Origin of the sequence: Spongisporangium articulatum (assembly GCF_044465595.1) — a bacterium.
GTDB classification, from domain to species: domain Bacteria; phylum Actinomycetota; class Actinomycetes; order Actinomycetales; family Kineosporiaceae; genus Spongisporangium; species Spongisporangium articulatum.
On sequence record NZ_JBITLV010000001.1, the window covers coordinates 870,981 to 894,852 of the forward strand.

Consider the following 23,872-nt stretch of genomic DNA (forward strand, 5'->3'; position numbering starts at 1 on the left):
CGGTGTGCCTCTCTGAGTAGTCTCAGCATTCAATGTGTGCTGGATGAGTTGCCACGGCATTCGGAGTATGTGACGAACACATGACGGACGACAAGGCCCCTGACGAGCTTGGCGACGCCGGGCTGGCCCGGGCGGTGGGGACGACGATCCGCACCTTGCGTGAGAAGTCTCAGCTGTCGACGCGTGAACTCGGGCGGCGGGCCGGCATCAGCCAGGCGTTCCTGTCCCAGATCGAGCGCGGGGTCTCGGCCCCCTCGATGTTCACGCTGTACCGGCTCGCGGAGGCGCTCGGCGTCGTCCCCGGGGCCCTGCTGCCGAGCCCGGCGGCCGGGAAGGTGACGGTGGTGCGCTCCGGCGAGGGAGAGGTGTTGCCGGTCGCCGACCGGCCGGACTCGGCCGTGGGCCGGTCTCTGCTGATGCAGCCCGGGGCCGCGCTCGAGGTCACCGAGTACCGCCTCGAACCGGGGCAGTACGCGGACGACTGGTGGGAGTTCCCGGGCGAGACCGCCCTCTACATGCTGGCCGGCCGGCTGGCCGTCGAGATCGAGGGCGCCGGCGAATACCGGCTCGGGCCGGGGGATTTCATGGCCCACCCCGGTGAGCTGCGCAACCGCTGGTCGCTGGTGGACGACGGGGGCGCGCATTTCGTGCACACCGTCGCCCACCAGCGCTGAGGCCCTACTTCACCAGGGGTGCCAGGGCCTCGCCCGCCGCGGTGACCTTCCCGGGCTCGTGACCGTTGGCGATCATGTTGATCGTCAGGCCGGTGACGCCCGCGCCGAGCACCTTCTCGTGCAGCTGTTCGGCCACCTGGGCCGGGGTGCCGATGAAGGCGCGGGCCCGCCGGTTCTCGGGCACCCGCTCCAGCGCGGCCTGGGCCTCGGCGTCGGTCTCGGTGATGAACACGGACGCGAGGTAGCTGGTCGCGAGAGTGGCCGGGTCACGGTCGATCTCCTCGCACCGCTCCTTGAGCACCTCGACCTTGCGGGCCAGGTCGGTCAGGTCGCAGATGATGTTCATGTGGTCGGCGAACCGGGCCGCCAGCCGGAACGTCTTCTGCTCGCCGCTGCCGCCGAGCATGACCGGGATCGTCGGCCGCACGCGCGGGTTGTTCATCGCCGTGTTCGCCTCGTACCACTTGCCCTTGAACGTCGGGTCGGCACCTTCGAGCATCGGCTTGATGATGTTCAGGGCCTCCTCGAGCCGCTCGAACCGGTCGGTGAACGTGCCGAACTCGAAGCCCAGGTCGTGGTGCTCGCGCTCGAACCAGCCCGCGCCGATGCCGAGGACCGCCCGGCCCCCGCTGACGACGTCCAGGGTGGTTACGGTCTTGGCGAGGTGGGTCGGGTGCCGGTACGTGTTGCCGGTGACCAGGGTGCTCAGCTGCACGCTCTGCGTGGCGCCGGACAGGGCCGCGAGCAGCGTGTACGACTCGAGCATCGGCTGGTCGGGGGTGCCGATGCCGGGCAGCTGATAGAAGTGGTCCATCACCAGGACGGTGTCGAAGCCCGAGGCCTCGGCCTCCTGGGCCTGCGCGACGACGGTCGGGAAGATCGTGGCCGGGTCGCCGTCGGGGTAGCTGAAGTTGGGGATCTGGTACCCCAGTTTGATCGTCACAACCGGACACTAACTCCGAGTACCGGAGACGCATTCCGGTAGCCTCGGCATCCGTGCTGGCGACCCGCGTCGATGCCCGGGATACGCTCCGGCTGACCATTCGTCCAGTACTGTGGATCAAGCGGAGAGTGACCGCCTCCGTGGTTTGCAGCGACATCGCACCACCGCTCCAACCACGGGCGAGGACGTGTTTGCGGGCCGGCGCCCCTGTGGCGCCGGGCCCTCCGGACGCGTGCATCACGACGCGAACGCCGGGGGGCGTTGATGACCCAGATTCTCTCTGACCAGGTCGACCGACTACCCGAGGACGCCGGTCCTCAGGACCTCGCCGACCTCCTGCACCGTGCCGACGCCACCGGTGAGCCGGTGAGCAGCCTGCGGGGCGCCGTCAACCTGTGCCTCGACTCCGAGGGCCCGGCGCTCCTGGTCTGGGGCGACGACCGCCGAGTCGTCTACAACCAGGCGTTCCTGGACTTTGCCCCGACCCCGCCGGCGGCCCGCTTCGGCGAGGCACTCCACCAGGGGTGGCCGGAGGCCTGGGCGGTGCTGGGCCCGCATCTGCAGCAGGTGTTCGCGACCGGGCAGACCCGCTGGATCCCCAAGCGCGAGACCGTCATCACCCGACACGGCGTGCAGCGGGAGACCAGTTACACCTGCCACCTGTCGCCCGCGTTGGACGGCGCGGGCGAGGTGCGTGGTGTGCACGTGTCCATCCTGGATATCACGCGGGGCGTGCAGCTGAAGCGCCGGCTCGGGACGCTGCGGCGGCTGGCCGCCGACGGTGTGGAAAGCGGCTCGCCCGAGGTGCTCTACGACCGGCTCGCCGAGACGCTCGGTGACGCCCACCAGGACATACCGTTCTCCCTGTTGTACAGCGCCGAGCCCCGGGACCGCCGAGCCGCCCTGCGGGCGGCCTCAGGTCTGTGTGGCGGCTCTTCGACTGCCTCGCAGAGCATTTCGTTGGACGACGCCGCCCTCTGGCCGGTGGTCCTGGCCGCCTCCCAGGGCACTCCGGTTCTGGTCGACGACCTGCCCACCCGGTTCCCGGGTCTCGAGCTCAGCTGCCCGGAGGCCGGTTCCGTCGAGCGCGCATTCGTCGGCGTCGTGGAACTCGGTGAGCGGTTGCCTCGCGTCGTGAACATCCTCGGGGTCAGCAACCGGCTGGCCCTCGACGCCGAGTACCAGGCCTTCCTGTTCGACGTGTTCCGCCAGGTGTCAGGCGTTCTCGGCGTCGTGGCCGCCGCCCGGCGGGACCGCGAGAAAGTGGCGAACCTCGAACGCGCGGTGGAGAGCAACCGTCAGATCGGGGCGGCCATCGGCATCCTGATGATGGGCCACAAGCTCACCGAGGAGCAGGCCTTCAACACCTTGAGCCGGGTCAGTCAGCGCAGCAACCGCAAGCTGCGCGAGATCGCCGACGACGTGGTCCGCACCGGCTCGATCGCGTTACCGGCGGCTCAGCAGTAGTACGGCGAGTCGTCGCTCGTCGTCCACGAGCACGTGTCGCCGCCCGTACCGGACGTGTTGCGCAGCTTCGCGGTGTCCGAGGTGTTGTTCCAGACGTAGTACCCGCGGTTCTGGTACAGGTGATGAGCGGTGTCGGTACCGGAACCCGTGTGCACCCAGACCCTTTCGCCGGCGTCCAGGGTGAAAGTGGGGAACGTGTAGACGTGGTTCGACGCGTCGCGCAGCGTCCAGTGTGTGAGTGTGCGCGTGCGGTCGTCGGTGTTGGTGATCCGGACCCACTCGTCGTTGAGCTTCTTGTTCGTCACGGGTGCGTCGCTGCCGTCGCTGTCGTACTTCACCTTGGTGATCTGCAGCTTGCTGGCGGCCTCGGCACTGGGCACGCCGACGGCGAGGAGCGCGGTCGAGGCGAGGGCGGTGGTCGCGAGCACGACGATGTACTTACGCATGATCGACAACTTAGGCGGCCGCCGTGTGGTGTGGACGCCGAACTCGTATAGCGGAGCGGATCGGAGGTGAGCGGTCAGGAGCGGGCGGGCTAAGAAGGCGGATCGAAGAAGAGTGGCTGCCGGTGGGAGTCATGATGATCGGGGTGCCAGGGCATGCGGTTGGCCTCGTCGGGGACCACGAGTTGTCGGGCGCGGACGCGGTCCCCGTACAGCAGGTAGGCCGCGCCGAGGACCGGTGGCTCGGTCACCGACCACAGGTGGACGTTGTAGTCGCCCTCCAGCAGATCGTCGAACACTGTCGGCTCGGTGAGTTCGAGGCCGTCGAGCATCCGTTCGGCGACGTCGTTGAGGATGAGCCCACCCTGTTCCGCGGGCAGCCCGTAGGCGAACACCTCAGGCAGGTCGCGCTCGGTCAGGCCCACCGTGAAATGCAGCGGAGAGGGGTCGGCGTCGGCGACGTAGTGCACCAGCCACCCGTGCCGCGCGACGTCCCGGCGGAATCTCCGGGCCGCTCGCCATCGTCCGACAGTCACGTCTCACCCCTCGCTCAGGTGTCGTAGACGTAGCCGTCCCACGGGGCGTAGTAGCAGATGAAGTCGCCGGGCTCGATGTTGACGTACACCGTGCCGTCGTCGTAATGCCCGACGTGCCAACCGAACTCGGTCCCGTGAACCTTCGTCATGAACGGCTCGACGGAGATCGGTTCGAGCGTGTAGTCGCCCAGCTCGTCGAGCCGCTTGCGCGTCACGTCGTCACCGCTGGCGGCGGCCTGCCCCGGTGGTACGCCTTCGGCCCGCCCCACGGCCTCGACCTTGACCTCGTCGAACGTCCCGTCGGCCTTCCACAGGTACAGCCCGACCCACCCGGTGCCGCTGTCGAACAGTTCGTTGCTCAGGAAGAACTTGCGCCCGTCCTCGGCCGTGCCGGCGTAGGGCACGTGGTAGTCGTCGGGGCGGATCGTGAATCGGGTGGGTGCACCAGCCACGGAGGCCTCCGGCGATGTACTTGCGGCGGTCAGGGCGTCGGCGCTCGCTGCGGGCAGGCCGTGGTCGGGTGAGCAGGCCGCAACGGCCGCGACCGAGGGCAGGAGCAGGACGAGTCGTCTCGACATCCCCCGGTCCGGCATGGCGTAGATCATGCCAAGGCTGAGGCCCCAGAATGCGGAAAACCCCTGGTCGGTGACCCGAAAGGGCCTCTGACCAGGGGTTTCGTGAGTCGGGGTGACAGGATTTGAACCTGCGGCCTCTTCGTCCCGAAGCCGAATCCGCTGTCTCGCAACCTGTCTCGACGTAGAAGAGTCGTGCTCGGGACCGTCCCGGACGGTCCGGTTGCGTCCGCCGTTGTTCGCGTCGGTTGTCACTCACTTAGACACTCAGCGGTAGACGCGGAGACAACCAGTGCCCGATGGCCGGCTCCACCCGTGGGACGCTTTCAAGGGGTTCCGCAGACGGCCCTGACCTGCGTTTTCTTTGCTACTCCACCGCGCCGCTTCGACCTGGATCTGACTCGGATGGCTGAAACAGGGGGGCCACTGTTTCAGCTATCCCTAGTCGTATGGATTGATTGGCGTCTGCCCACTGCGCACGGAACCGGCCGCGCGGCCATTCCCACCCGCTCTGCGCGTAGCCAGGGACAGTTTCGAGGAACGGGGGACAGGGCCCGGTCAGGTCTCTGCAGATAATGGCGACCTAGGGACAGGGGAGACAGAGGGGAACGCACCGGTTCATTGCTGGACTGCCGTCCGGCCCACACGGCCCCGTCAGATGGCCGGGGAGACGTGCTCCGCGCCTGTTGGGCCAGGCCAGCCGGGCAAGCTACAAAGGAGGGATGGACGTGGGTGAAGTCGGCGGCGCCGGTCGAGAGCGTGTCCGGAAGGACAGTCTCCATTCCTCACGCTTCTCACCGTTGATGTCCGCCTCCCAGTAGTAGTTGGCTCCGGGCTCGAGGAGCAAGGGCGGCAGATTGATCGGCATCGGAACGGGGATGGCAGCACCTTCTGGGACGCCAACCGGCCTGCCAACCTCCAGGTCAGCGGAAACGATCACGGGGACAGGCCCCATTGGCCCTGGTTGGGTTACCGGCTGCTGGCCATCCTCATGAAGGAGCTGCAGGTGGAAGGCAATCTTCCTGTTCGTCTGATTCCAGGGGACTTCCAGGAGAACCGCAATGGCAGTGGGGGACGGGTCAGGGCCGATCTCTACCCAACCGCCACCATTCACGTAGAGCTTGTTCTCGGCCACGGCTACGTGATCGCACAACAACATGGTGAGCTTCACGGACTTATCATGCCCTGAGACCACCGTCAGGCAAGGCACCCAACGCTGCTGGAGCCACGAACCCCTGCCGGGTACACCACGGCCAGGGCCGCGCCGACGGACGACGTGATGGCGTCCACAACGGCAGCTGAGCCAGAAGAGGTGCCGTAGACCTGCGCCGACTCCCAGACCGACAGGCGTGCACTGACAACGCTTGCTGCCTGATCAACAATCAGCTCTCGCACGTCAAGGTCGGCAACGTCACCGTCTTCAAAGTGAAAGGCGAGACCCTCGCGCACCTCGGCCCGGAGGGCGGCCAAGCTGTCGGCGAGCGCAGAGAAGCCGGGCACGTCGTCAGATTCCGCCCACCACGAACCGCCCTCGTGGTGGTACTGCATCGTGATCACTGACATCGCTACCTCCCAAGCAGCCCAAGTGCATCGTCGTCAGAGAGCCCCACATCTTTAGTGAGGATCTTGCGAACCAACCCCGGGGGAACTGTGGCTCCATCATGGAACGCGAAAGTGAGTCGCGGATAGTCCAACGACTCAAGTGTCCGATGTGATCCGTTTTGCCGTACTACAGAGTAGGCCAACGGCTGACGTGTCAACACCCGGAAGAGTGCGCTTGCCTTCATCGAGGGGAACTGCGGCACCGCGACATCGTCCCACCCTGGAACTCAATCAGATGCACCCCAGTACTTGTTGGATAGATGGCAGTACGGAGTGTCACGCGACTGTCCTCTAAGCCTGGCTGATCAACGGCTCACGATCCTGAGCTGGTTCGAAGCTTCGCGTTACCCGCCCCAGCGATGAGCCTTGTCCGGATCAGCTCTACGACCTCGGCCAGCGCCGTCGTCCTGGTGTCGATGACGAGGTCGCTCTGGGGCAGATGCTCGGTCGCATCCCACACGGCGAGTCGGCGCTCGACGTCCTGGGGGTCTCTGGCGAGCAACCTGCGTTTGGCTTCGTCTCGCGGGCACCACAGCTCGACCGTGAGCCACCGAGCGGACGGCACGCTCTGAGCGACGGCCCAGACTGCCGCGACCTGACCGAGTGCCAGGACCGGCACACCATTGCCCAGCTCGGCCATCAGTTCGGGCCGGTCAATGGCGTACGTTGCCCCATACCGATCGTTGGACCACACGATGTCGCCTGCTCGCTCCAAGTCTTCGAGCTGGTCGGGAGTCATGGCCCGGTATTCGGGCTTCGCAATCCCGCCGACCTTGATTCGGCGAAACAGCCGGCACGGCTCGACCTGCTCGGCGAGCAGTCGCCCGATGGTGCTCTTTCCGCTGGCCGGGGGGCCGTAAAGGATGACGCCCAGGGACAACGTCTACTCCTGACCGCTGAGTACCTGGTCGATTAGCGCGACGGCCTGCGCTTGTAGTGGGGCGCTGGACTCGGAGTTGTCGACCACGAGGTGTTCGGCGGCAGGGCGGAAGTCGAGGTCGAGGCTGGCCAGCCAGGCGGGCCAGTCGGCGAGCTTGGTCGCGTCCCGGGCGGCTCCGCGCTGGCGCATGTAGCGGTGCATCGAGTCGCCGTCGCAGTAGACCCACACCAGGACGAGGTCGGCTCCTTGCTGCTCGAATGCGGCGCGCGTCCGGTCCAACCACGCGGCGTCGCCGAACTCGCGAACGAAGGGCGCCGCGACGACGGCACTGTTTCCGCACTCGACGTTTTCGAGGGTGGCGGCCCGCAGGGCCTCGTACTCCATCGGTCGGATGCGGGTCACGTACTCATCCGACTCACGGTCGTGGGGCGAGTGGCCCATGATCTCTAGCGCGGCCTCGACGACCGGCCGGGTGATCGTGTCCTTGTCGATCATCGGCCAGCCGGTGTGGCGGGCGAGTATCCGACTCAGCTCGGACTTGCCGCTACCCGGGTAACCGCCCACGAGAACGACCTGCGGCCTGTCCGGCCGCCATCCCAACTTCTGCGCGGACGCCGGGGCGTTGACCACGCGCTTCGACCGGGACTTGCCGACCACTAAGCCCTCCTCGGCGAGGACCTTCATGGCCTCCTGAATCGTGAAGACGCTGACACCCCAGCTCTCGGCCAACTCCCGGGTGGAGGGCAGCACGTCGCCATGCCGAAGCCGACCGGCTTCGATCTGCGTGCGGAGGTCGCGGGCGACCTCTCGGTACCCGGCCTTGGCGCCGCTGCGGGGTTCCTGATCAGACGTAGCCACGTGCTCCCGTCCTGAGCTGGCGTACCCGGCACCGGCTGATGTCGAGCACGCGAAACCTATCAGCTGTACGGCCCTGTATGGCCTGGCCGAGACTCCGCGCGACTCGGTCAGACCTAACAGTTGACCTCTTTGCCTAACAACTGTTAGCTTCACGTCACCCAAACCGGTCAGACGTTGACAGGGAGTCAGAGATGCGACGACGTAACGCCCCTTCCGAGCCCAGCCGCCGCGATCTCCGTTCGATCGAGGCCGAGTGGCCGCAGATCGAGCGTGAGCTGGCCGTGGTGGACGCCGAGTGTCGAGCCGCTGCTGGTGACGAGCTTGCCGCCCGGCGGGCGGCCCGCGCGGCGCGTCAGGCGCAGCGGTTCACCTACGCCCCGGACGGTGCGGCGTGATCGGCCGCGTGGTGGTGGACCTGGCCCTGTTCGGCCTGTTCGCGCTGCTACTGACCGTCGCGGTGTGCGTCGTCCTGGTCGGCTGGCAGGAGCGCACGAACCGTCAGCCGCCCGCGGCGTGGGTCGCGGCGTGGAACGCGCGGGCCGAGGTCCTGCAGGCGCGGGAACTGCCGCCGCTGGCCGAGTGCGTGGACGAGGTGCAGGCCCTGTTCGCCGAACCCGCCACCGCCGCCGCCGAGGACGTCGTCCCTGACGCCGAGGAACCGGCCGCCCTGGACCGTGCAGCGTGACCGGCGGAGACGCGGCGGCTGTCCGGCTTGCTGGTCTGGTCGCTGGGACCGGCGGCCCGGTCGGGGTCACGGTCGACGGCCGGTCGGCCGCGCTGACCGCTGACGGCCTGTCGGTGGCGTCCGGTTCGGATGGTGAGTGGCTGTGGTTCCGGTGGGGCATGGCCCCGGCCGGGCTGGCCACCCGCCGTCAGCTCTCCGCTTGCGGTCTGCGGCCCGGCGGCGCCCGCCCGGTCGCGGGCTTGTCGTGGCGTCGCGGTGAACGGTGGGCCGACCTCTACTCGCTGGCCGCCGCGAAGCCCAAGCGGCCCATGACCCCGGCCAAGGCCGAGGCGCTGGCGAAGGCCATGCGCGCCCGCCGCACCTGCCCGACCTGCGCCCGTGACGCCGGGTACGTGATCCCGACGTCGCTGGGCTGCTGCCTCGACTGCCACGAAAACCCCACCGGCGCAGCCCTTCCGGCCGCCGCCTAACCCTGCCCCCTCAGCGAAAGGAGTCCGTCTCGTGAGCTTCCTCGCGTTCGTCCTCGCCGCCGTCCTGGTGTTCACCGGAGCCCTGGCCGCTGTGGCGATGCCCCGTCTCCTGTTCGTGCACGTCGTTATCGCCACTGCGTGGCTGAGCGTCGAGTTCCCGCTCTTGGCCGTCAAGTTCGGCGGGCTCGCCTTCCTCGTCGTGGTGGTCGCCTGGGGCGGTGTGCGGGTCGCGGCGGCCGTCCTGGCGGAGATCGCCCGCCCGCAGATCCCGTGGTCGCGGGCTGAGCGGCTCCAGCGTCGGGTCCGGCGGCTGTCCCTGGACGGCGCGGAGGAGGGCTTCGGTCAGGAGTGGGCGGCGTTCGCCGCCCGCCGAGGTTTCGAGCTGGCGCACACCGGCCGGGCGGACCGGCCGAACCCGGCCGCCGACCCGGGCAACCCCGGCCGCCTGATCGCCACCTGGACCTGCCCCCTACTGGCCCGCCGGAGCCCGGCCGATGGCCGGTACCTGCTGCTGATGGTCGACGCCTCCCCACACCGCCACCACCGACGTCTCGGCCTGTTCCCGGGCGGCGCCCCCCCGGCCCGCTACGGCCTGTACGGGGAGATCGCCACCGACCCCGACCCGCTGACCGCCCAAGCCAGCTCCTGGCGGGTCGAGCCCCACGTCTACGCCGCCACCCGCCGAGCCACGTGACCAGCCACCCGCACCGCGCCCTGTCCCGTCCATCAAGGAGGACCAGATGAACACCCACGACCTCGACAACCTGCTGGCCGACCTGCCCACTGACCTGACCGACCTGCGCACCGCCGAGCTGCCCGAGCCCGTCGTGGCGCCGGAGCTGGTGCCGGACCGGCAGGGCGACATCCTCATCACCCGTATCCCGCCGGTCGACGTCGAGACCGTGCGGCCGACGTCGGGCCGCCCTTACAGCGGCCTCGGGACCGTGCAGCGCCCGTTCATCACGATCACCCGCCCGGATGCCCTGTTCGCCCGGACCGGCGCCAACTCCCACGTGCTCGTGCCCATCGGCAGGTGCCCGGTCCTGTTCCGCCGCAAGCCCGCGGACGACCAGCTCGTGTGGACCGTCGTCGTCCCCGAGGGCTCGGCCGCCCGGCTGGAGCACTGGGGCCGCACCGCGAACCATCGCCCGATCTACCTGGAGCCCGGCTCCTACGAGCTGGCCGCCAAGGTCGGCGCCGTGTTCGGCATCTGCGACTGAGCAGCCCAACAAGCCTACGGAGGTAACCAGAATGACCACGACTCAGAACATTCAGAAGCTCTACCGGGTGCGCACTTTCGTGCGCTCCGTCCTGGCCCTGGCCGTCGCCGCATCGGTCGCGGCGAACGTCCTACACGCACAGCCGAACGTCGTCGGCCGCGCCATCGCCGCCTGGTCGCCGCTGGCGCTGCTGCTCACGGTCGAGCTGATCAGCCGCGTCCCCGTCCACCGGCCCGCCCTGACCGCCGCCCGCATGACGGCTACCGCCACGATCGCGGGCATCGCCGCGTGGGTGTCGTACTGGCACATGGTCGCGGTGGCCCTGCGCTACGGGGAGACCTCGACGTCGGCGCACCTGCTGCCCCTGTCGGTCGACGGCCTGGTCGTCGTCGCCTCCGTGAGCCTCGTCGAGATCAGCGCCCGACTGCGCGACGCGGCCGAGGCCGTGGCCGCCGACACCGCCGCCGTGACGGCCGAGTCCGCCGCGCCGGTCGAGGCCGCCGCCGTCGTCCCTACCGTTCCCGCGCTGCCCTCGGATGCCCGTGCTGTCGCTGGCACCGATGGTCAGGATTCGGCGCCTGCTGAGGAGCCGCTCCCGCGTCCCGTCGCGCGCAAGCGGGGCCGTCCCACGGGCCGCACCACCTACAAGGCGACGGTCCTGAAGCTGGCCGCCGCGCACCCGGACTGGACGGTCGAGCAGATCGCCAAGAAGGCCGGATGCGCCCCTCGGACCGTGCGCCGCTACCTGGCCACCGAAACGGCCGGCCCTTCCAACCAGGCCGAGAACCAGCCCCAGAACGAGGGCCCGACCGACGTCCTGGTCGAGCCCGCCGAGCTGGCCGCCTGACCGGCCGGGCCAGCCGACACCACGACGTCTGAGCGAGAGCAGGGAGGCAACGAGACATGAGTGATCACGAGTCCAACGAGTCCAACGGGTCCGAGTTCAGCGGGTTCGGCGGCCCGGCCGACGAGCCGGACCAGACCAACCCCTCGGCCAACCCCCAGACCAGCCCGGACGACGGTCCGCAGACCGGTCCGGCTGCCGTCCCGGCAGCCGACCAGTCCGACGACCAGGGCGACGAGCTGGACGAGGGTGACGAGTTCTGGGACCGGGAGTCGGTCCTGGTCGAGATCTCGGCCGAGGGCCGCCCGGTCGACACCGAGCAGGGGGCGGTCCCGGCCGCCGTCCTGGCGCAGGGTCGACCTGGTCCGGGTGGCCGCAAGGGGCCGTCGAAGCCGATCGTTCCGGAGTGGGCGCGGTCGCGGTCGAACCTGTACCTGCTGGCGCGCTGGTGGGTCCGCTACGGCGCGTACGTGGCTACGTATCACGGCACCCGGTCCCCGAAGTACGCCGCCAAGACCGCCGTTTGGGCGCCGGTCGGGGTGGCCAAGACGACCGGCCGCCTGATCCGGTGGGCGTGGGCCGAGGAAGGCAATTGGGGCCTGCGGCAGCACGCCGCGACCCGGGGCGACGCCGAGACCTGGTTGAAGCTGGACCGGCAGCGGCAGCGGCAGGCCATCTGGCGGTGGTGGGTCACCGTCCCGACCCTGATGGCCACCGCGGCCGGGCTCGCGGCCCTGGTGCTGCTGGCCGTCTGGTGGGTGCAGGTCCTGGCCGCCGTGGTCTTGGTGCCGGTGCTGGCCAAGGCCGGACAGGGTCAGGACCGGCGGATCACCGACCGGGTGATCGAGGGCCGGGTGTACCGGAAGCTGACCGCCGACCTGGTGCGGCGCGGGCTGATGTCCCTCGGCCTGGCCGGGATCAACCAGGCCGTCGCGAAGGACCCGACCGCGTTGTCGTTCCCGTCCGAGATCCACCGCGACGGCCCCGGCCACCTGGCCGTGGTCGACCTGCCGTTCGGGGTCGAGGCGACCGACGTCATCGCCCGCCGCGGGCGGCTGGCGTCGGCGCTGCGGCTGCCGCTGGACCAGGTGTGGCCCGAGACCGACCGGTCGCACCCCGGCCGCCTGGCCTTGTGGGTTGGCTATGAGCCCGCGTCGGTGATGCCGCAGCCGGTGTGGCCGTTGCTGCGGGCGGCTGAGACCGGCAAGCGGGTGGACGTTTTCGAGGACTTCCCGTTCGGGACTGACCCGCGTCAGCGCACACTGTTGGCCGCATTGATGTCCCGGAACTGGCTGTTCGGTGGCCAGCCCGGCTCGGGTAAGACGTTCGCGCTGCGGCTGTTGGTCCTGGCCGCCGCGATGGACCCCCGCGTCGAGATCCGGGGCTACGAGTTGAAGGGTGTCGGGGACTTCCGGCCGATCGAGCCGGTGGCCACGGAGTACGGGAACGGGTTCGATGACGCGACGATCGCCGCGTGCGCGGCCATGTACCAGTGGCTGCGGACGGAGTGCGAGCGACGCGCCAAGCGGATCGCGTTCTACGCGGCCAAGGGCATGTGCCCGGAGAACAAGGTCACCCCAGAGTTGGCCTCCTTGAATGGTTCTGGCCTGCACCCCCTCGTCGTGTTCACCGACGAGGTTCAGAATCTCTTTACCCACAAGGTCCACGGCAAGCAGGCCGGGGAGGACGCCGAAGCCGTGATCAAGCTCGGCCGGGCCCTCGGCGTGATCCTGATCATCGGCACCCAAATCCCCGACAAGGACTCGTTGCCGACCGGGATCACCCGCAACGTGAACACCCGATTCTGCCTGTCGGTGGCCGACCAGACCGCGAACGACATGATCCTGGGCACGTCGATGTACAAGAACGGCTACCGGGCAACGGTATTCGAGCCCGTGGTCGAGGCCGGGTGGGGGATCGCGGTCGGGCTCGGCAAGCCCGGCTCCTACCGGTCGTACTACGTCGACACCGCCGCCGCCGAGAAGATGATCGCGACCGCGATGGTGCTGCGCGGGAAGGCCGGGACGCTGCCCGAGGCCCCGGTCCAGCGCGAAACCGTCTCCAGCGTCGACCTTCTCGCCGATCTGCTCACCGTCTGGCCCGCCGACCAGGAGAAGGCGTGGAACGCCGACCTAGTCGTTGGCCTGGCCGAGCTGCGGCCCGAGGTCTACGGCGGGTGGGAGTCCGAGCAGCTCACCGCCGCCGTCAAGCCCCACCGGATCGCCGTCGCCCAGGTCGGGCGCCGCATCGACGGCAAGACCGTCAACAAGCGCGGCATCACCCGCGCCGACGTCCTCACCACCATCAACAACCGCACCACCAACCGCGACCAGGGGAGGAGCAAGCCCGACGACGGTGACGCTGACGGTCTGAGCAGTGGACACGCTGCGTAGCGACACCCACCCCTAGCAACACCCCCGATGGAGGTTGCTAGCGCTAGCGGGCCCGACTGCTAGCGCTAGCACCTCCGCTAGCACCCCACACCTGAAACCACCTGCGGCCTAGCAGCTAGCGAAGCCATGCCAAAGACCGGTCCGACACCGCCCCGGAGGCCCACATGAACACACACCTCGGAGCTGCTGGCACCCTCGCAGCCGCCCTCACGATCATCACTCTCGGTTACCTGCTCTGGTACCTGCTGCTGTGCTGGATCAAGCCGTTCGGCGTCTGCTGGCGCTGCGGCGGAGACGGCGAACTCGTCACCTGGCTGGGCACTTTCGTCGGCTACGGGCGCGGCAAGCGGACCTGCACCCGCTGCCACCACACCGGCCGCCGACTCCGGATCGGCCGCAAGATCATCAACCACTTCCGAGGCATCCGCACCGAAGCCCACCGCGCCACCGACGCACGCACCGGCCCGCGCGCCCCCGGGCAGCACCGCCCCGGGACCACACCTCCCAACCACGACCGCAACGAGCGGGGGCAGCGATGACCGCCGACACCACGCCCACCCCGGCGCCCACCCCGATGCCCGGGGACGAGTCGAGCGAGCTGAGCGAGTCGAGCCCGGTCCGGCTGGCCCGGCGGGCGGCGTTCGTGGAGGACGTCGCCTGGATGGCCACCACCGGAGAGACCCACGTCGGTGCCGCCGCCCGCCTCCACGTGCGGCCCGGATCGCTGTGCCACGCCCTCACTCGCGCCGGACGCCCCGACCTGTGGCGACTGCTCATGGCCAACACCAACCGGCCCAGCATCCGCACAGCCAAGCCCACGACCAACTCCACCGGGAGGGCCGCATGAACCCCATCGGCATGCCGCGCCGGGACGCTCTGATCCCGGCCGCCCTGTCCTACGCCGAACGCGGCTGGCACGTGTTCCCCCTGCGCCCGGGTGACAAGCGGCCCGCCTTCCCAGCCCACACCGAGGACCGCTGCACCGACTCCGGCCGCGAGAAGGGTTACCGGGCCGATGTGAAGTGCCGCCGCGCCGGACGGCACGTCACGTGGGAGGAACGCGCCACCACTGACGCGGCCCGCATCATGCGCGCCTGGCAGACGATCACCCCGGATGGCCCCTACGGCATCGGGATCGCCTGCGGCCCCTCCGGTCTGGTCGTGCTGGACCTCGACGTCCCCAAGCCCGACCGCCACGGCGTCGTCCCCACCCCACCGCCGGAGTGGAACCGCCCGGGCATCGTGGACGGCTCCGACGTCCTCACCGCCCTGGCCGCCGACGCCGGGGAACCGTGGCCGTTCGACACCTGGACCGTATGCACCGGCTCCGGCGGAGCTCACCTGTACTTCGCCTACCCGGTAGCGCACGCCAACCGCGCTATGGAATCCGGCCTGCGGACCGTGCGCGAGGCGATGGAGCAGACCGCGATCCGCAACACCGCCGGAACGCTCGGCTGGTTGATCGACACCCGCGCCCGAGGCGGCTACGTCGTGGCCCCGCCAACCGTCGTGAACGGGCACCGCTACGAGGTCGGCGCCGACATCCCCGTCACCACCCTGCCCGACTGGCTAGCCGACCGGCTCACCCCCAAGCCCATCCCCACCGGGCGAACCACCGTCCAGCTCACCACCGCGCAGAGCAAGCCCGGACGGTCCTCGCGCTACCTCGACGCCGCTATCGGTGGCCAGCTCGACCGCATCACCGATGCGGCCAAGGGCGGCCGTAACGACGCGCTCTACCACTCCGCCATCGCCCTCGGACAACTCGTCGCCGGAGGCGAACTCGACCCCGACTACGTGACCCAGATCCTCGAGGCCGCCGCCCTCGACGTCGGCCTCGAGCCCCAGGAGATCGCCCGGACCATCGCCTCCGGCCTGCGCGCCGGAGCCAAGCGCCCCCGCACCATCACCCAGCCCACCAAGCCGATTCAGACCGCCCCCCAGACCGCCGCCACGATGCCGGGAGCCGCCGCGTGACCACCGAACCCACCTCTGAGCCCACCGAGACCCGCACCTCGCCGCAGGACGCCGAGGCGGGTGCCTTCGGCAACCCTGGGCCGGCGCGCCGCCTGGTCGCGGTCGACGGGGACGCCGGTCCCCGGTTCCGGCCGGTCCTGTGGTCCGCGGCCCGGCTCATGGACACCTACTTCCCACCGCCGAAGTGGGCCGTGCCCGGCGTCCTGTGTGAGGGCCTGACCCTGCTGGCCGGGGCACCCAAGGTCGGTAAGTCGTGGCTGTCCTTCGACCTGGCGATCGCCGTCGCGACCGGCGGCCAAGCGTTCGGCGCGATCCCGGTCCGGCCCGGACCGGTCCTTTACCTGGCGTTGGAGGACACCCCGCGGCGGCTGAAAGCCCGCATGAGCCAGCTCCTCGGGGAGGCGACCCCGCCGTCGCGGCTGTTCATCGCCACCGAGTGGCCGACCCTCCCCGCCGGGGGCGACATCGCCATCGCGGCCTGGCTGGACGACAACCCCGACGCCCGCCTGGTCGTCATCGATGTCTTCGCCAAGGTCCGCGGGCCGGTCCCGGTCGGCATGTCGGCCTATGACGCTGACTACGCCGCCGTCGGCCGCGCGAAGGCCATCGCCGATCACTACGGCATCGCGATCGTCCTGATCCACCACGTCCGCAAGGCCGGGTCCGAGGACTTCCTCCAAGAGGTCTCCGGCACCAACGGCATCGCCGGAGCCGCCGACGCCACCCTGGTCCTGAAGCGGGCCCGGGGCACCGGAGACGGCATCCTCCACGTCACCGGCCGCGACGTCCACGAGGCTGAACTCCCGCTGACCTTTGAAGCCGAGACCGGACGCTGGCTGAAGATGAACGGCCCGGCCGCCGCCGCCGAAATGGGCGCCACCCGAGCTGCGATCCTCACCCACGTCTCCGAATCCCGGACGCCGCTCGGCCCCAAGGCCATCAGCGAGGGCACCGGCATCGGCTACGACCTCGTGAAGCGCACGTGTGCGCGCATGGCCGAGGCCGGACAGCTCCACCCCTCCATTGGCGGCAAGTACACCGCACCCATGCCCGGGTCGGCCCCGATCCCCGGCACCGAACCCGCGGGCGAGTAGGGCCTCTGACTCCGCTGTCCCACCTGACCCTGAATCGCGCTGACCACTGGTTTCGCGATGAGCGCCCGTCCCCTCTGGAACACGCGTTGTCCCCATCCGGCACGACCTCGGGAGGAACCATGAGCACTACGTCGGCAGCAGATGGAGCCGAGAACCTGATCCCGCTGCTCTACCGAGTCGAGGAAGCGATGCAGCTCCTTCGGCTGAGCCGCACCGTCATCTACGAACTGATCAGGAGCGGTCGGCTCAGGTCGGTCAAGGAGGGCCGTGCTCGACTGATCCCGGCATCGGCTATCCGCGAGTACCTGTCGTTGCTGGAGAGGGAGGCCGCCTGATGGCAGCACGGCGCAGCCGTGGGGACGGCGGCCTGCACTGGGACGCTCGCCGTCAGCGATGGATCGCAACCGCTCACCTCGGGTTCGACCCGGCCGGTAAGCGCATCGTGAAGCGGGGCAGCGGGCGCACCAAGACCGAGGCCAAGACCAAGCTCAAAGAGGTTCTTCGCGACCTGGACGACGGTCTAGCGATCGCGCCAACCGACTACACCGTTGAGCAGGCCGTGCGTGACTGGCTGACCTACGGCTTGAACGGCCGCGACGCCAACACCGTCGCCAAGTACCGGAGCCTCAGCGAGACGCACGTCATCCCGAACCTCGGGGCGCGGAGACTCCGCGACCTGTCGGCCGAGGACGTCGACAAGTGGCTTGCGTCCAAGACGACGGAGCTGAGTACCCGCAGCCTGCAGGAGATTCGAGCCTGCCTGAATCGGTCCGTACGCCGGGCAATGGCACGCGACAAGGTGAAGCGGAACGTGGTCGAGCTGTGCTCGGTCCCCGAAGGCAAGCCGGGACGTCCGTCCAAGGCGCTCACGCTGGCCCAGGCTGAGGCTGTGCTCCGAGCAGCAGAGGGCACCCGCATGGGCCCTTACGTCGTCGTCTCGCTCCTGACGGGTGCCCGGACTGAGGAACTGCGTGCGTTGACGTGGGATCACGTCGACCTGAATGGCGATCCGGGCGCCGAACCACCTGTGCCTCCGCACATTGCCGTGTGGCGATCAGTCCGGCGCGGTGGAGATACCAAGACCAAGAAGTCGCGTCGCACGCTGGCCCTTCCGCAGCGATGCGTTGACGCATTGAACGGGCAGAGGGCTACGCAGAACACTGAGCGCAAGGCCGCAGGGGAATCGTGGAGCGACCGCGGCCTGGTCTTCGCGTCCAAGGTTGGAACGCCGCTCGATCCTTCACATGTTCGCCGAGATTTCCGGGCCGCGATTCGATCGGCGACTGAAGTTGCGCCGTCAGATTGGACGCCTCGCGAGCTGCGACACAGCTTCGTTTCGCTGCTGTCGGACAGCGGCGTACCGCTCGAAGAGATTTCCCGCCTGGTTGGTCATAGCAGTACAGCTGTGACCGAACTCGTGTACCGCAAGCAGATTCGACCAGTGATTCAATCAGGAGCTCGTATTATGGACTCGATTTTTTCCCCAGTCGGAGACGTCTCGTAGAATGCGAGCTAGGTTACGATCATCATTTTGATCGCGCCAAATAGCGAAGAATAATCCGTCCTCGCCTTTCCAGCGTTCTTTGGCGCTCAGGGCGATGTCAACGTTCGAGACGATCAGGGACGCGACAGGTCGATCGGCTTTACTCATAAGACGAGCAAAAGAAGTCATCTGAGCGACCGCACGTTGGAGATGCTCCCAAGTCAGCACAAGTCGATTTGGCGAGTATCTGACTTCGACCAGGATGTTGACCTCGTCAGTGAGGACTGTTAGATCAGGCTTAGAGTCAAGGTCGCCACCGCCAATGATAGGGCGCCTGCCTAGAATTGCGTAAGCTCGCCCGAGGGCGGCGGCAACGGATTCTTCGTATTTATGCGCGGAGGCTATCGCCTCCGCGTTTTGGCCGAAGCCTTTACTTTTGAGTTGCCGGGAAAGGGAATCTGCGAGTGCGCGTGCAATTCCCGGATCGGAGAACGGGGGATGTCGAGTTTCAGGTGCTCCGTCGGGGCGTTCGTTCGACTCTTCCGATTTCGCGTCTTCTATCTTGAATAGTTTCAATATAGAAGTCAAGGTTTCGCCTTGTATCGTGTTTCCGCGATCAACTTTCTCATTGAGTGCGAGCAGCATTGAATAGGTGGCCTCGCGTGGGATGGGGGAAAGTCCACCGTCCCTAGGGATGGAGCGGTCATAGATCCAGGTAAGTGAATCCCACCAACGATCTTCCTCTGACTTCCGTCGTGAATGTTGGAACTGTACGAACGTAAGTACGCCCGCGATCGAGGCAGCAACGACAGCCATCAAGCCGCCGAAGCCGGATGAGGTAAAGAACTGGAACCAGAACCCGTGCGCTGTCGACGGGGCCGGAGTGCTTGCGCTGGGGATGACCAGCCGCAGGCTTGGGCCAAGGGTGACCGTGGGAGTTGGCGGCACTACGGCAGTGACTAGAACACCCAACACCCAACGCCCCCCGGCTCTAGTCACTCAGTTAGTCACTCAGTACGTCCGAAGCCGACCCCGCCGTGTGGCGGAATCGGCCTCTGACCTGCGAGAACGTGAGTCGGGGTGACAGGATTTGAACCTGCGGCCTCTTCGTCCCGAACGAAGCGCGCTACCAAGCTGCGCCACACCCCGGTGGAGCCTGAGCAGCTTAGCCGAGGCACCCGCGCCGTTCCGAATCGATACCTGTCAGGCCACCGGTTCGAGGGTCATCAGCGTCGCCTCGGGGCGGCAGGCGAACCGGAAGGGCGTGTAGGGGGAGGTGCCCAGGCCGGCGGAGACGTGCAGGTACGAGGCCCCCCAGCGGGACAGCCCGGACGCCTGCTGCCGGGGCAGGTCGCAGTTGGTGACCAGCGCCCCGAAGCCCGGGACCCGCAGCTGGCCGCCGTGCGTGTGGCCGGCGACGATCAGCGAGCACCCGTCCAGGGTCATGGCGTCGAGCACCCGCCGGTAGGGGGCGTGGACCAGCCCGACGGTCAGGGTGGCCGTCGGGTCGGGCGCCCCGGCCACGGCCGAGTAGCGGTCGCGTTTGATGTGCGGGTCGTCCACCCCGACGAACTCCAGCAGGTGCGAGCCCACCTTCAGCGTCGTACGGGCGTTCGTCAGGTCCGACCACCCGGCGGCCACGAAGCCGCGCACCAGGTCGCCCACGGGCAGCCGCGCCCCGACGATCCGCTTCCGCCCGCCCGAGGGCAGCAGGTAGCGGGCCGGGTTCTTGGGCTTGGGCGCGAAGTAGTCGTTCGAGCCGAGCACGAACACGCCGGGGAAGGACAGCAGGTCCCCGTAGGCGGCCAGGGCGCTCGGCACGGCGTCGACGGAGGCCAGGTTGTCGCCGGAGCTGATCACCAGGTCGGGCTCCAGCGCGGCCAGCCGCTGCACCCAGGCGATCTTGCGCAGCTGCCGGGGGACGAGGTGCAGGTCCGAGACCTGCAGCACGCGAACGGGCGCGGAACCGCGCGGCAGCACCGGCAGCCGCACGTGCCGCAGCGTGAACATCGTCTCCGCCTCGAGCACCGACCAGGCCAGCGCGCCGGCCCCGAGGCCGAACGTGCCCAGGGCGGTGGCGGTGAGAGGGCGCATCGTCGGATTCTCCCATCCGTGGTGCGAGGATGGCCGTCATGTCCACCACACCTGGCCTGAAGACCCGCCTGCAGTCGGACCTGACCACCGCGATGAAGGCCCGGGACGCCGTCCGCTCGGCCACCATCCGGATGGTCCTGACCGCGGTGCGCGCGGAAGAGGTCGCCGGGACGTCGGCGCGGGAGCTCTCGGACGCCGAGGTCACCACGGTGGTCACCAAGGAGGCCAAGAAGCGCCGCGAGGCGGCGCAGGCCTACGACGACGCCGGCCGTCAGGAGCTGGCCAACCGCGAGCGGGCCGAGCTGGACGTGCTGGCCGACTACCTGCCGGAGCAGCTGTCCGACGAGCAGATCGCCGCGCTCGTCACCGCGGCGGTCGAGGCGGCGGCGGCCGACGGCGCCACCGGCCGGGGCGCGATGGGCGCGGTGATGAAGCGGGTCAAGCCGCAGACCGACGGCAAGGCGGACGGCGGGGCGGTGGCCGCCGAGGTCCGTCGCCAGCTCGGCATGTAGCTCGGGCCGTACCTGGGCCCTCCCCCTCGGCCGTCGTCAGCCGAACAGGCCGCCGAACAGTTCTCTTCAACGGTTGGGGTCGACGATCCCACCGGCCCCGTTCCCGTTCCCGTTGTTGCCCGGGCCGTCGTTGGTCTTCTTCTTGTCGTCGCCCTCCTGCTTGGGCGGCGTGTAGTGACCGATCATGCTGCTGGGCGGCTGGTCGAACTTCTCGACCTTCTTGCCCTTCAGGGCCGGCTCCATGATCTTCTTCCAGATCGGGGCGGCCAGCGTGGCGCCGTAGACCGAGCCGTAGTAGGTGCCGTTGATGGTGCGCCCGTTGAGCGAGGTCGGCTCGCCGTCGTGGTTCGGGCGGCCGACCCAGACGGCGGTCGCCAGCTGCGGCGTGAACCCGACGAACCAGGTGGCGATCGAGTTGTTGGTCGTACCGGTCTTGCCGGACGCCGGGCGGCCGCCCGGCAGCGGGCCGACTCGTGCCGCGGTCCCGTTGGTCAGCACCCGGCTCAGACCCAGCGCCATGCCGTCGGCGACGTCCTTGTCCATGGCCTGCTTGCACGACTTGCCGGGCACGCTGACGTCGTTGCCGTCCCGATCCTCGATCGAGGCGACGGCCCGCGCCTTGCAGTACTCGCCCTCCGCCGCGAAGGCGGCGTATGCGGTGGCCTGCGTGAGCGGCGAGATGTTGATGACGCCCAGGGTCAGCGACGGGTAGCAGGTCGGGATGTCCTCGCTGGTCTCGCCCTTCGGCTGGCAGTCACCGGTCGGGATGGCCTGGTGAACACCCAGCGCTTCGGCCCCCTTGGCGATGTCGCAGATGTCGAGCTTCTGCTCCATCGACACGTAGGCCTTGTTGACCGAGTTGGCGGTGGCGTTCCAGACGCTCATCCCGCCGCCCTTGCTGCCCGAGTCGCCGGCGTTGCTGTATGTGTAGCTGCCGCCGACCAGCGGCTTCCCGCAGGCCTTGAAGGAGCTGAACGAGCGCGTCCCGGTGCTGGCGTCGACGGTGTCGTTGAGCGTGTGCCCCGCCTTCAGCCAGGCGAGGAGCGTGTAGGGCTTGAACGTCGAGCCGGTCTGGAAGCCCGCCGAGCCGCCGTCCTTCCGGTCGACCGAGTAGTTCAGGAAGACGCCGGTGCCGGGCCCCTTGCCGTTGTACGTCGTGTTCTGGGCCATCGCGATGATGTTGCCGGTGCCGGGCTCGACGGTGACGGCCGCCGTGCGGACCTTGCTCTTGTCGCTGGGCTTGATGGTCCGGCTTACCGAGTTCCACGCCGCCTTCTGCACCTTCGGGTCCAGCGTCGTCTTGATCGTGTAGCCGCCGCGCAGCAGGGCGTTGGCGCGGTCGTCCTGGGTGGCGCCGAGGGCCTTGAATGCGTCGTTCTGCTCGATCGTGCGCTTCACGTAGTCGCAGAAGTAGGCGGAGTACCCGGCGTTGGCACAGCCGTTGGGGACCGGGTGCTCCTTGGCGCCCAGCGACTGCTCGCGAGTCGTCTCGTACGTGGCCTGGTCGATCATCTTCAGGTCGAGCATGCGGCGCAGCACGATGTTGCGGCGCTGCGCGGCGTCGTCCTGGTGGTCGACCGGGTCCCACTGGGCCGGTGCCTGGATCATCCCGGCCAGCATCGCCGCCTGCTGCAGGGTCAGCTTGGCGGCGGTGGTGTCGTAATAGAAGTGCGCGGCCGCCTCGACGCCGTAGATCTTGCCGCCGAACCAGATGATGTTCAGGTACCGCTCGAGGATCTCCGGCTTGGTGAGCTGCTTCTCCAGCGCCACCGCGTAGCGGATCTCCTTCAGCTTGCGGCCGTAGTTCTGCGCCCGCGCGTCCTCGATGCCCTGCTTGTCGTTGTTCACGTAGGCCGTCTCCACCAGCACGTTCTTCACGTACTGCTGGGTCAGCGTCGAGGCGCCCTGCTCGGTGGCGCCGTTGACCTTATTGGTCACGAACGCTCGCACGAGGCCCTTGGAGTCGAACCCGCCGTGCTCGTAGAACCGGGCGTCCTCGATGGCCACGACCGCGTTCTGCATGTTCGGGCTGATCTTCGACAGCGGCACCACCTCGCGGTTCTCCTCGTAGAAGGAGGCGAGGACCTTGCCCTTCTTGTCGAGCACCGTGGAGCCCTGCGACAGCGGCGGTTGCTCCAGGTTGCTGGGCAGCTTGGCGAACACGTCGACCGACTTCTTGGCGCCGACTCCCGAGGCTCCGACGACGGGCAGCATCAGGCCGGCGCCGAGCAGGCCCATCACCACGCTGCACGCCACGAAGGCGCCGAAGAGACCGAGGACGTTGCGTTCGGGGCCCGAGCTCATGGACTCAGCCTAAGCCGTCCGGGGGACCGTTTCGGCAGGTCGCACCCTGTCAGCGCGGTGGAGTTCGTCGCGGCGCGCGTGGCCGGTGCGGCTGGTGTGACGGCTGAGCACGTTCCGTGTCTTAAGTCTTTTTGAGGATGTCCCGTAACGCTTCGGGCCTTCTGTTCGATCTGGCACTGGTACGAGCTGTCCGACCGACGTCTCGGTCGCCCACGTGGAGGTGGGCGAACGGGGTCGAGGTCAGGCGACTGCAGGGCCAGGAGACGCCTGGAACCGGCTCCGTCACCCAGACGGATGTCAGGCCAACGTCAAATGGGCACTAAAAGTGTCGGATCGTTTGCGAGCTGTAACTCATCGTCACTTCGGACGATGGCGATTCAGCCATCCGGCCCTTATTGCCGTAGCAGTTGCTCACCTAACGTCATCAGTGACGGTTCAGCTCGGGGTGCGACGTTGGGCCACGGGGGTCCAGGGAGGGTCAAGGAGTGAGCGTGACGGTGAACCAGTGGGCTACGCAGGGCGCCTGCCGAGGGTCGGACCCGGATGCACTGTTCGTGCAGGGTGCGGCGCAGAACCGGGCCAAGGCGGTCTGCTTCTCCTGCCCCGTGCGGACGGAGTGCCTCTCCGACGCGCTCGACCACCGCATCGAGTTCGGGGTCTGGGGCGGGATGACCGAGCGTGAGCGCCGTGCGCTGCTCCGCCGCCGCCCGAACGTCCAGTCGTGGCGCCGCCTGCTGGAGACGGCCCGCGCCGAGCAGCTGCGCCTGGTCGACCTCCTGGAGCCGGGCAAGGAGCCCGTCTCCGCCAGCCGCGCCAGCTGA

Annotated in this window: 29 protein-coding genes and 1 tRNA gene; 17 read left to right on the forward strand and 13 right to left on the reverse strand. The window is 68.6% G+C overall.

Annotation, left to right across the window (positions count from 1 at the left end; all coding sequences use genetic code 11):
• The first annotated feature begins 80 nt into the window (after positions 1–80).
• A complete protein-coding gene (locus ACIB24_RS04155) occupies positions 81–674 on the forward strand; it encodes a helix-turn-helix domain-containing protein (protein WP_398275556.1) in 594 nt (197 codons plus the stop codon).
• 4 nt (positions 675–678) lie between these two features.
• Here the strand turns inward: ACIB24_RS04155 and ACIB24_RS04160 are convergent, their stop codons facing one another.
• Positions 679–1,617 (reverse strand): LLM class F420-dependent oxidoreductase, encoded by a 939-nt coding sequence (locus ACIB24_RS04160; RefSeq protein WP_398275559.1) that lies wholly within the window; start codon positions 1,615–1,617, stop codon positions 679–681.
• A gap of 264 nt (positions 1,618–1,881) precedes the next feature.
• On the opposite strand from ACIB24_RS04160, the gene ACIB24_RS04165 reads away from it, so the two are divergent.
• Positions 1,882–3,084, forward strand: coding sequence for an ANTAR domain-containing protein (locus ACIB24_RS04165; RefSeq protein ID WP_398275562.1), 1,203 nt, complete (start codon positions 1,882–1,884; stop codon positions 3,082–3,084).
• Here the strand turns inward: ACIB24_RS04165 and ACIB24_RS04170 are convergent.
• The 8 genes from ACIB24_RS04170 to ACIB24_RS04205 form a co-directional block, all read right to left on the reverse strand.
• Positions 3,075–3,530 (reverse strand): lamin tail domain-containing protein, encoded by a 456-nt coding sequence (locus tag ACIB24_RS04170; RefSeq protein ID WP_398275565.1) that lies wholly within the window; start codon positions 3,528–3,530, stop codon positions 3,075–3,077. The genes ACIB24_RS04165 and ACIB24_RS04170 overlap by 10 nt on opposite strands.
• Before the next feature lie 89 nt (positions 3,531–3,619).
• Positions 3,620–4,063, reverse strand: coding sequence for a DUF4262 domain-containing protein (locus ACIB24_RS04175; RefSeq protein WP_398275568.1), 444 nt, complete (start codon positions 4,061–4,063; stop codon positions 3,620–3,622).
• 14 nt (positions 4,064–4,077) lie between these two features.
• Positions 4,078–4,656 carry a hypothetical protein gene (locus ACIB24_RS04180; RefSeq protein WP_398275571.1) on the reverse strand — a complete coding sequence of 193 codons (579 nt, stop codon included), beginning with the start codon at positions 4,654–4,656 and terminating at the stop codon, positions 4,078–4,080.
• 688 nt (positions 4,657–5,344) lie between these two features.
• Complete coding sequence (locus tag ACIB24_RS04185; RefSeq protein ID WP_398275574.1) at positions 5,345–5,806, reverse strand: DUF6941 family protein; 462 nt, start codon at positions 5,804–5,806, stop codon at positions 5,345–5,347.
• Between the two features lie 26 nt (positions 5,807–5,832).
• Positions 5,833–6,198 carry a type II toxin-antitoxin system HicB family antitoxin gene (locus ACIB24_RS04190; protein WP_398275577.1) on the reverse strand — a complete coding sequence of 122 codons (366 nt, stop codon included), beginning with the start codon at positions 6,196–6,198 and terminating at the stop codon, positions 5,833–5,835.
• Between the two features lie 2 nt (positions 6,199–6,200).
• Complete coding sequence (locus ACIB24_RS04195) at positions 6,201–6,422, reverse strand: type II toxin-antitoxin system HicA family toxin (protein WP_398276745.1); 222 nt, start codon at positions 6,420–6,422, stop codon at positions 6,201–6,203.
• Between the two features lie 128 nt (positions 6,423–6,550).
• The gene (locus ACIB24_RS04200; protein WP_398275580.1) at positions 6,551–7,117 is read right to left on the reverse strand and encodes a kinase; all 567 of its coding nucleotides are present in this window, start codon (positions 7,115–7,117) and stop codon (positions 6,551–6,553) included.
• A 3-nt stretch (positions 7,118–7,120) separates the two neighbouring features.
• Positions 7,121–7,975: a GntR family transcriptional regulator gene (locus tag ACIB24_RS04205; RefSeq protein ID WP_398275583.1), complete on the reverse strand. Its 855-nt coding sequence runs from the start codon at positions 7,973–7,975 to the stop codon at positions 7,121–7,123.
• A gap of 191 nt (positions 7,976–8,166) precedes the next feature.
• Here ACIB24_RS04205 and ACIB24_RS04210 point away from each other — a divergent pair, with 191 nt between their 5' ends.
• From ACIB24_RS04210 to ACIB24_RS04270, 13 genes are all read left to right on the forward strand, one after another.
• Complete coding sequence (locus tag ACIB24_RS04210; protein WP_398275586.1) at positions 8,167–8,370, forward strand: hypothetical protein; 204 nt, start codon at positions 8,167–8,169, stop codon at positions 8,368–8,370.
• Complete coding sequence (locus ACIB24_RS04215) at positions 8,367–8,660, forward strand: hypothetical protein (protein ID WP_398275588.1); 294 nt, start codon at positions 8,367–8,369, stop codon at positions 8,658–8,660. The genes ACIB24_RS04210 and ACIB24_RS04215 overlap by 4 nt, the downstream gene beginning before the upstream one ends.
• A gap of 158 nt (positions 8,661–8,818) precedes the next feature.
• Complete coding sequence (locus ACIB24_RS04220) at positions 8,819–9,130, forward strand: RRQRL motif-containing zinc-binding protein (RefSeq protein WP_398276748.1); 312 nt, start codon at positions 8,819–8,821, stop codon at positions 9,128–9,130.
• 31 nt (positions 9,131–9,161) lie between these two features.
• On the forward strand, positions 9,162–9,824 hold the full coding sequence (locus ACIB24_RS04225; protein WP_398275591.1) for a hypothetical protein: 663 nt from the start codon (positions 9,162–9,164) through the stop codon (positions 9,822–9,824).
• Positions 9,825–9,870: 46 nt separating this feature from the next.
• Positions 9,871–10,350, forward strand: a complete 480-nt coding sequence (locus tag ACIB24_RS04230) for a hypothetical protein (protein ID WP_398275594.1) — start codon at positions 9,871–9,873, stop codon at positions 10,348–10,350.
• Between the two features lie 31 nt (positions 10,351–10,381).
• The gene (locus ACIB24_RS04235) at positions 10,382–11,197 is read left to right on the forward strand and encodes a DUF2637 domain-containing protein (RefSeq protein ID WP_398275597.1); all 816 of its coding nucleotides are present in this window, start codon (positions 10,382–10,384) and stop codon (positions 11,195–11,197) included.
• A gap of 56 nt (positions 11,198–11,253) precedes the next feature.
• Positions 11,254–13,587 (forward strand): cell division protein FtsK, encoded by a 2,334-nt coding sequence (locus tag ACIB24_RS04240; protein WP_398275600.1) that lies wholly within the window; start codon positions 11,254–11,256, stop codon positions 13,585–13,587.
• A gap of 164 nt (positions 13,588–13,751) precedes the next feature.
• Complete coding sequence (locus ACIB24_RS04245) at positions 13,752–14,126, forward strand: hypothetical protein (RefSeq protein WP_398275603.1); 375 nt, start codon at positions 13,752–13,754, stop codon at positions 14,124–14,126.
• Positions 14,123–14,434: a hypothetical protein gene (locus ACIB24_RS04250; protein ID WP_398275606.1), complete on the forward strand. Its 312-nt coding sequence runs from the start codon at positions 14,123–14,125 to the stop codon at positions 14,432–14,434. The genes ACIB24_RS04245 and ACIB24_RS04250 overlap by 4 nt, the downstream gene beginning before the upstream one ends.
• Positions 14,431–15,564: a bifunctional DNA primase/polymerase gene (locus tag ACIB24_RS04255; RefSeq protein WP_398275609.1), complete on the forward strand. Its 1,134-nt coding sequence runs from the start codon at positions 14,431–14,433 to the stop codon at positions 15,562–15,564. Before ACIB24_RS04250 ends, ACIB24_RS04255 begins: the two co-directional genes overlap by 4 nt.
• On the forward strand, positions 15,561–16,658 hold the full coding sequence (locus ACIB24_RS04260) for an AAA family ATPase (RefSeq protein ID WP_398275612.1): 1,098 nt from the start codon (positions 15,561–15,563) through the stop codon (positions 16,656–16,658). The genes ACIB24_RS04255 and ACIB24_RS04260 overlap by 4 nt, the downstream gene beginning before the upstream one ends.
• A gap of 119 nt (positions 16,659–16,777) precedes the next feature.
• Positions 16,778–16,993 (forward strand): helix-turn-helix domain-containing protein, encoded by a 216-nt coding sequence (locus ACIB24_RS04265; RefSeq protein ID WP_398275615.1) that lies wholly within the window; start codon positions 16,778–16,780, stop codon positions 16,991–16,993.
• Positions 16,993–18,162 (forward strand): tyrosine recombinase XerC, encoded by a 1,170-nt coding sequence (locus ACIB24_RS04270; protein ID WP_398275618.1) that lies wholly within the window; start codon positions 16,993–16,995, stop codon positions 18,160–18,162. Before ACIB24_RS04265 ends, ACIB24_RS04270 begins: the two co-directional genes overlap by 1 nt.
• On the opposite strand, the gene ACIB24_RS04275 is transcribed toward ACIB24_RS04270, so the two are convergent.
• From ACIB24_RS04275 to ACIB24_RS04285, 3 genes are all read right to left on the reverse strand, one after another.
• Positions 18,109–19,116, reverse strand: a complete 1,008-nt coding sequence (locus tag ACIB24_RS04275; RefSeq protein WP_398275621.1) for a hypothetical protein — start codon at positions 19,114–19,116, stop codon at positions 18,109–18,111. The genes ACIB24_RS04270 and ACIB24_RS04275 overlap by 54 nt on opposite strands.
• 100 nt (positions 19,117–19,216) lie before the next feature.
• Positions 19,217–19,290, reverse strand: a tRNA-Pro gene (locus ACIB24_RS04280).
• Positions 19,291–19,344: 54 nt separating this feature from the next.
• The gene (locus ACIB24_RS04285) at positions 19,345–20,235 is read right to left on the reverse strand and encodes a metallophosphoesterase (protein WP_398275623.1); all 891 of its coding nucleotides are present in this window, start codon (positions 20,233–20,235) and stop codon (positions 19,345–19,347) included.
• Positions 20,236–20,273: 38 nt separating this feature from the next.
• Between ACIB24_RS04285 and ACIB24_RS04290 the strand changes: the two genes are divergently transcribed.
• A complete protein-coding gene (locus ACIB24_RS04290) occupies positions 20,274–20,747 on the forward strand; it encodes a GatB/YqeY domain-containing protein (protein ID WP_398275626.1) in 474 nt (157 codons plus the stop codon).
• A gap of 66 nt (positions 20,748–20,813) precedes the next feature.
• Here ACIB24_RS04290 and ACIB24_RS04295 read toward each other — a convergent pair whose 3' ends face one another.
• Positions 20,814–23,051 (reverse strand): transglycosylase domain-containing protein, encoded by a 2,238-nt coding sequence (locus ACIB24_RS04295; RefSeq protein WP_398275628.1) that lies wholly within the window; start codon positions 23,049–23,051, stop codon positions 20,814–20,816.
• Positions 23,052–23,542: 491 nt separating this feature from the next.
• On the opposite strand from ACIB24_RS04295, the gene ACIB24_RS04300 reads away from it, so the two are divergent.
• A complete protein-coding gene (locus ACIB24_RS04300; RefSeq protein ID WP_398275631.1) occupies positions 23,543–23,872 on the forward strand; it encodes a WhiB family transcriptional regulator in 330 nt (109 codons plus the stop codon).

Excerpts from the sequence above, each read along its gene's own strand:
- ACIB24_RS04190 (WP_398275577.1), bottom strand. The coding sequence starts at position 6,198 with ATGTCAGTGATCACGATGCAGTACCACCACGAGGGCGGTTCGTGGTGG.
- ACIB24_RS04220 (WP_398276748.1), top strand. The coding sequence starts at position 8,819 with ATGGCCCCGGCCGGGCTGGCCACCCGCCGTCAGCTCTCCGCTTGCGGT.
- ACIB24_RS04235 (WP_398275597.1), top strand. The coding sequence starts at position 10,382 with ATGACCACGACTCAGAACATTCAGAAGCTCTACCGGGTGCGCACTTTC.
- ACIB24_RS04195 (WP_398276745.1), bottom strand. The coding sequence starts at position 6,422 with ATGAAGGCAAGCGCACTCTTCCGGGTGTTGACACGTCAGCCGTTGGCC.
- ACIB24_RS04180 (WP_398275571.1), bottom strand. The coding sequence starts at position 4,656 with ATGCCGGACCGGGGGATGTCGAGACGACTCGTCCTGCTCCTGCCCTCG.
- ACIB24_RS04210 (WP_398275586.1), top strand. The coding sequence starts at position 8,167 with ATGCGACGACGTAACGCCCCTTCCGAGCCCAGCCGCCGCGATCTCCGT.
- ACIB24_RS04285 (WP_398275623.1), bottom strand. The coding sequence starts at position 20,235 with ATGCGCCCTCTCACCGCCACCGCCCTGGGCACGTTCGGCCTCGGGGCC.
- ACIB24_RS04250 (WP_398275606.1), top strand. The coding sequence starts at position 14,123 with ATGACCGCCGACACCACGCCCACCCCGGCGCCCACCCCGATGCCCGGG.
- ACIB24_RS04290 (WP_398275626.1), top strand. The coding sequence starts at position 20,274 with ATGTCCACCACACCTGGCCTGAAGACCCGCCTGCAGTCGGACCTGACC.
- ACIB24_RS04295 (WP_398275628.1), bottom strand. The coding sequence starts at position 23,051 with ATGAGCTCGGGCCCCGAACGCAACGTCCTCGGTCTCTTCGGCGCCTTC.
- ACIB24_RS04165 (WP_398275562.1), top strand. The coding sequence starts at position 1,882 with ATGACCCAGATTCTCTCTGACCAGGTCGACCGACTACCCGAGGACGCC.
- ACIB24_RS04255 (WP_398275609.1), top strand. The coding sequence starts at position 14,431 with ATGAACCCCATCGGCATGCCGCGCCGGGACGCTCTGATCCCGGCCGCC.
- ACIB24_RS04230 (WP_398275594.1), top strand. The coding sequence starts at position 9,871 with ATGAACACCCACGACCTCGACAACCTGCTGGCCGACCTGCCCACTGAC.
- ACIB24_RS04170 (WP_398275565.1), bottom strand. The coding sequence starts at position 3,530 with ATGCGTAAGTACATCGTCGTGCTCGCGACCACCGCCCTCGCCTCGACC.
- ACIB24_RS04240 (WP_398275600.1), top strand. The coding sequence starts at position 11,254 with ATGAGTGATCACGAGTCCAACGAGTCCAACGGGTCCGAGTTCAGCGGG.
- ACIB24_RS04265 (WP_398275615.1), top strand. The coding sequence starts at position 16,778 with ATGAGCACTACGTCGGCAGCAGATGGAGCCGAGAACCTGATCCCGCTG.
- ACIB24_RS04245 (WP_398275603.1), top strand. The coding sequence starts at position 13,752 with ATGAACACACACCTCGGAGCTGCTGGCACCCTCGCAGCCGCCCTCACG.
- ACIB24_RS04270 (WP_398275618.1), top strand. The coding sequence starts at position 16,993 with ATGGCAGCACGGCGCAGCCGTGGGGACGGCGGCCTGCACTGGGACGCT.
- ACIB24_RS04155 (WP_398275556.1), top strand. The coding sequence starts at position 81 with ATGACGGACGACAAGGCCCCTGACGAGCTTGGCGACGCCGGGCTGGCC.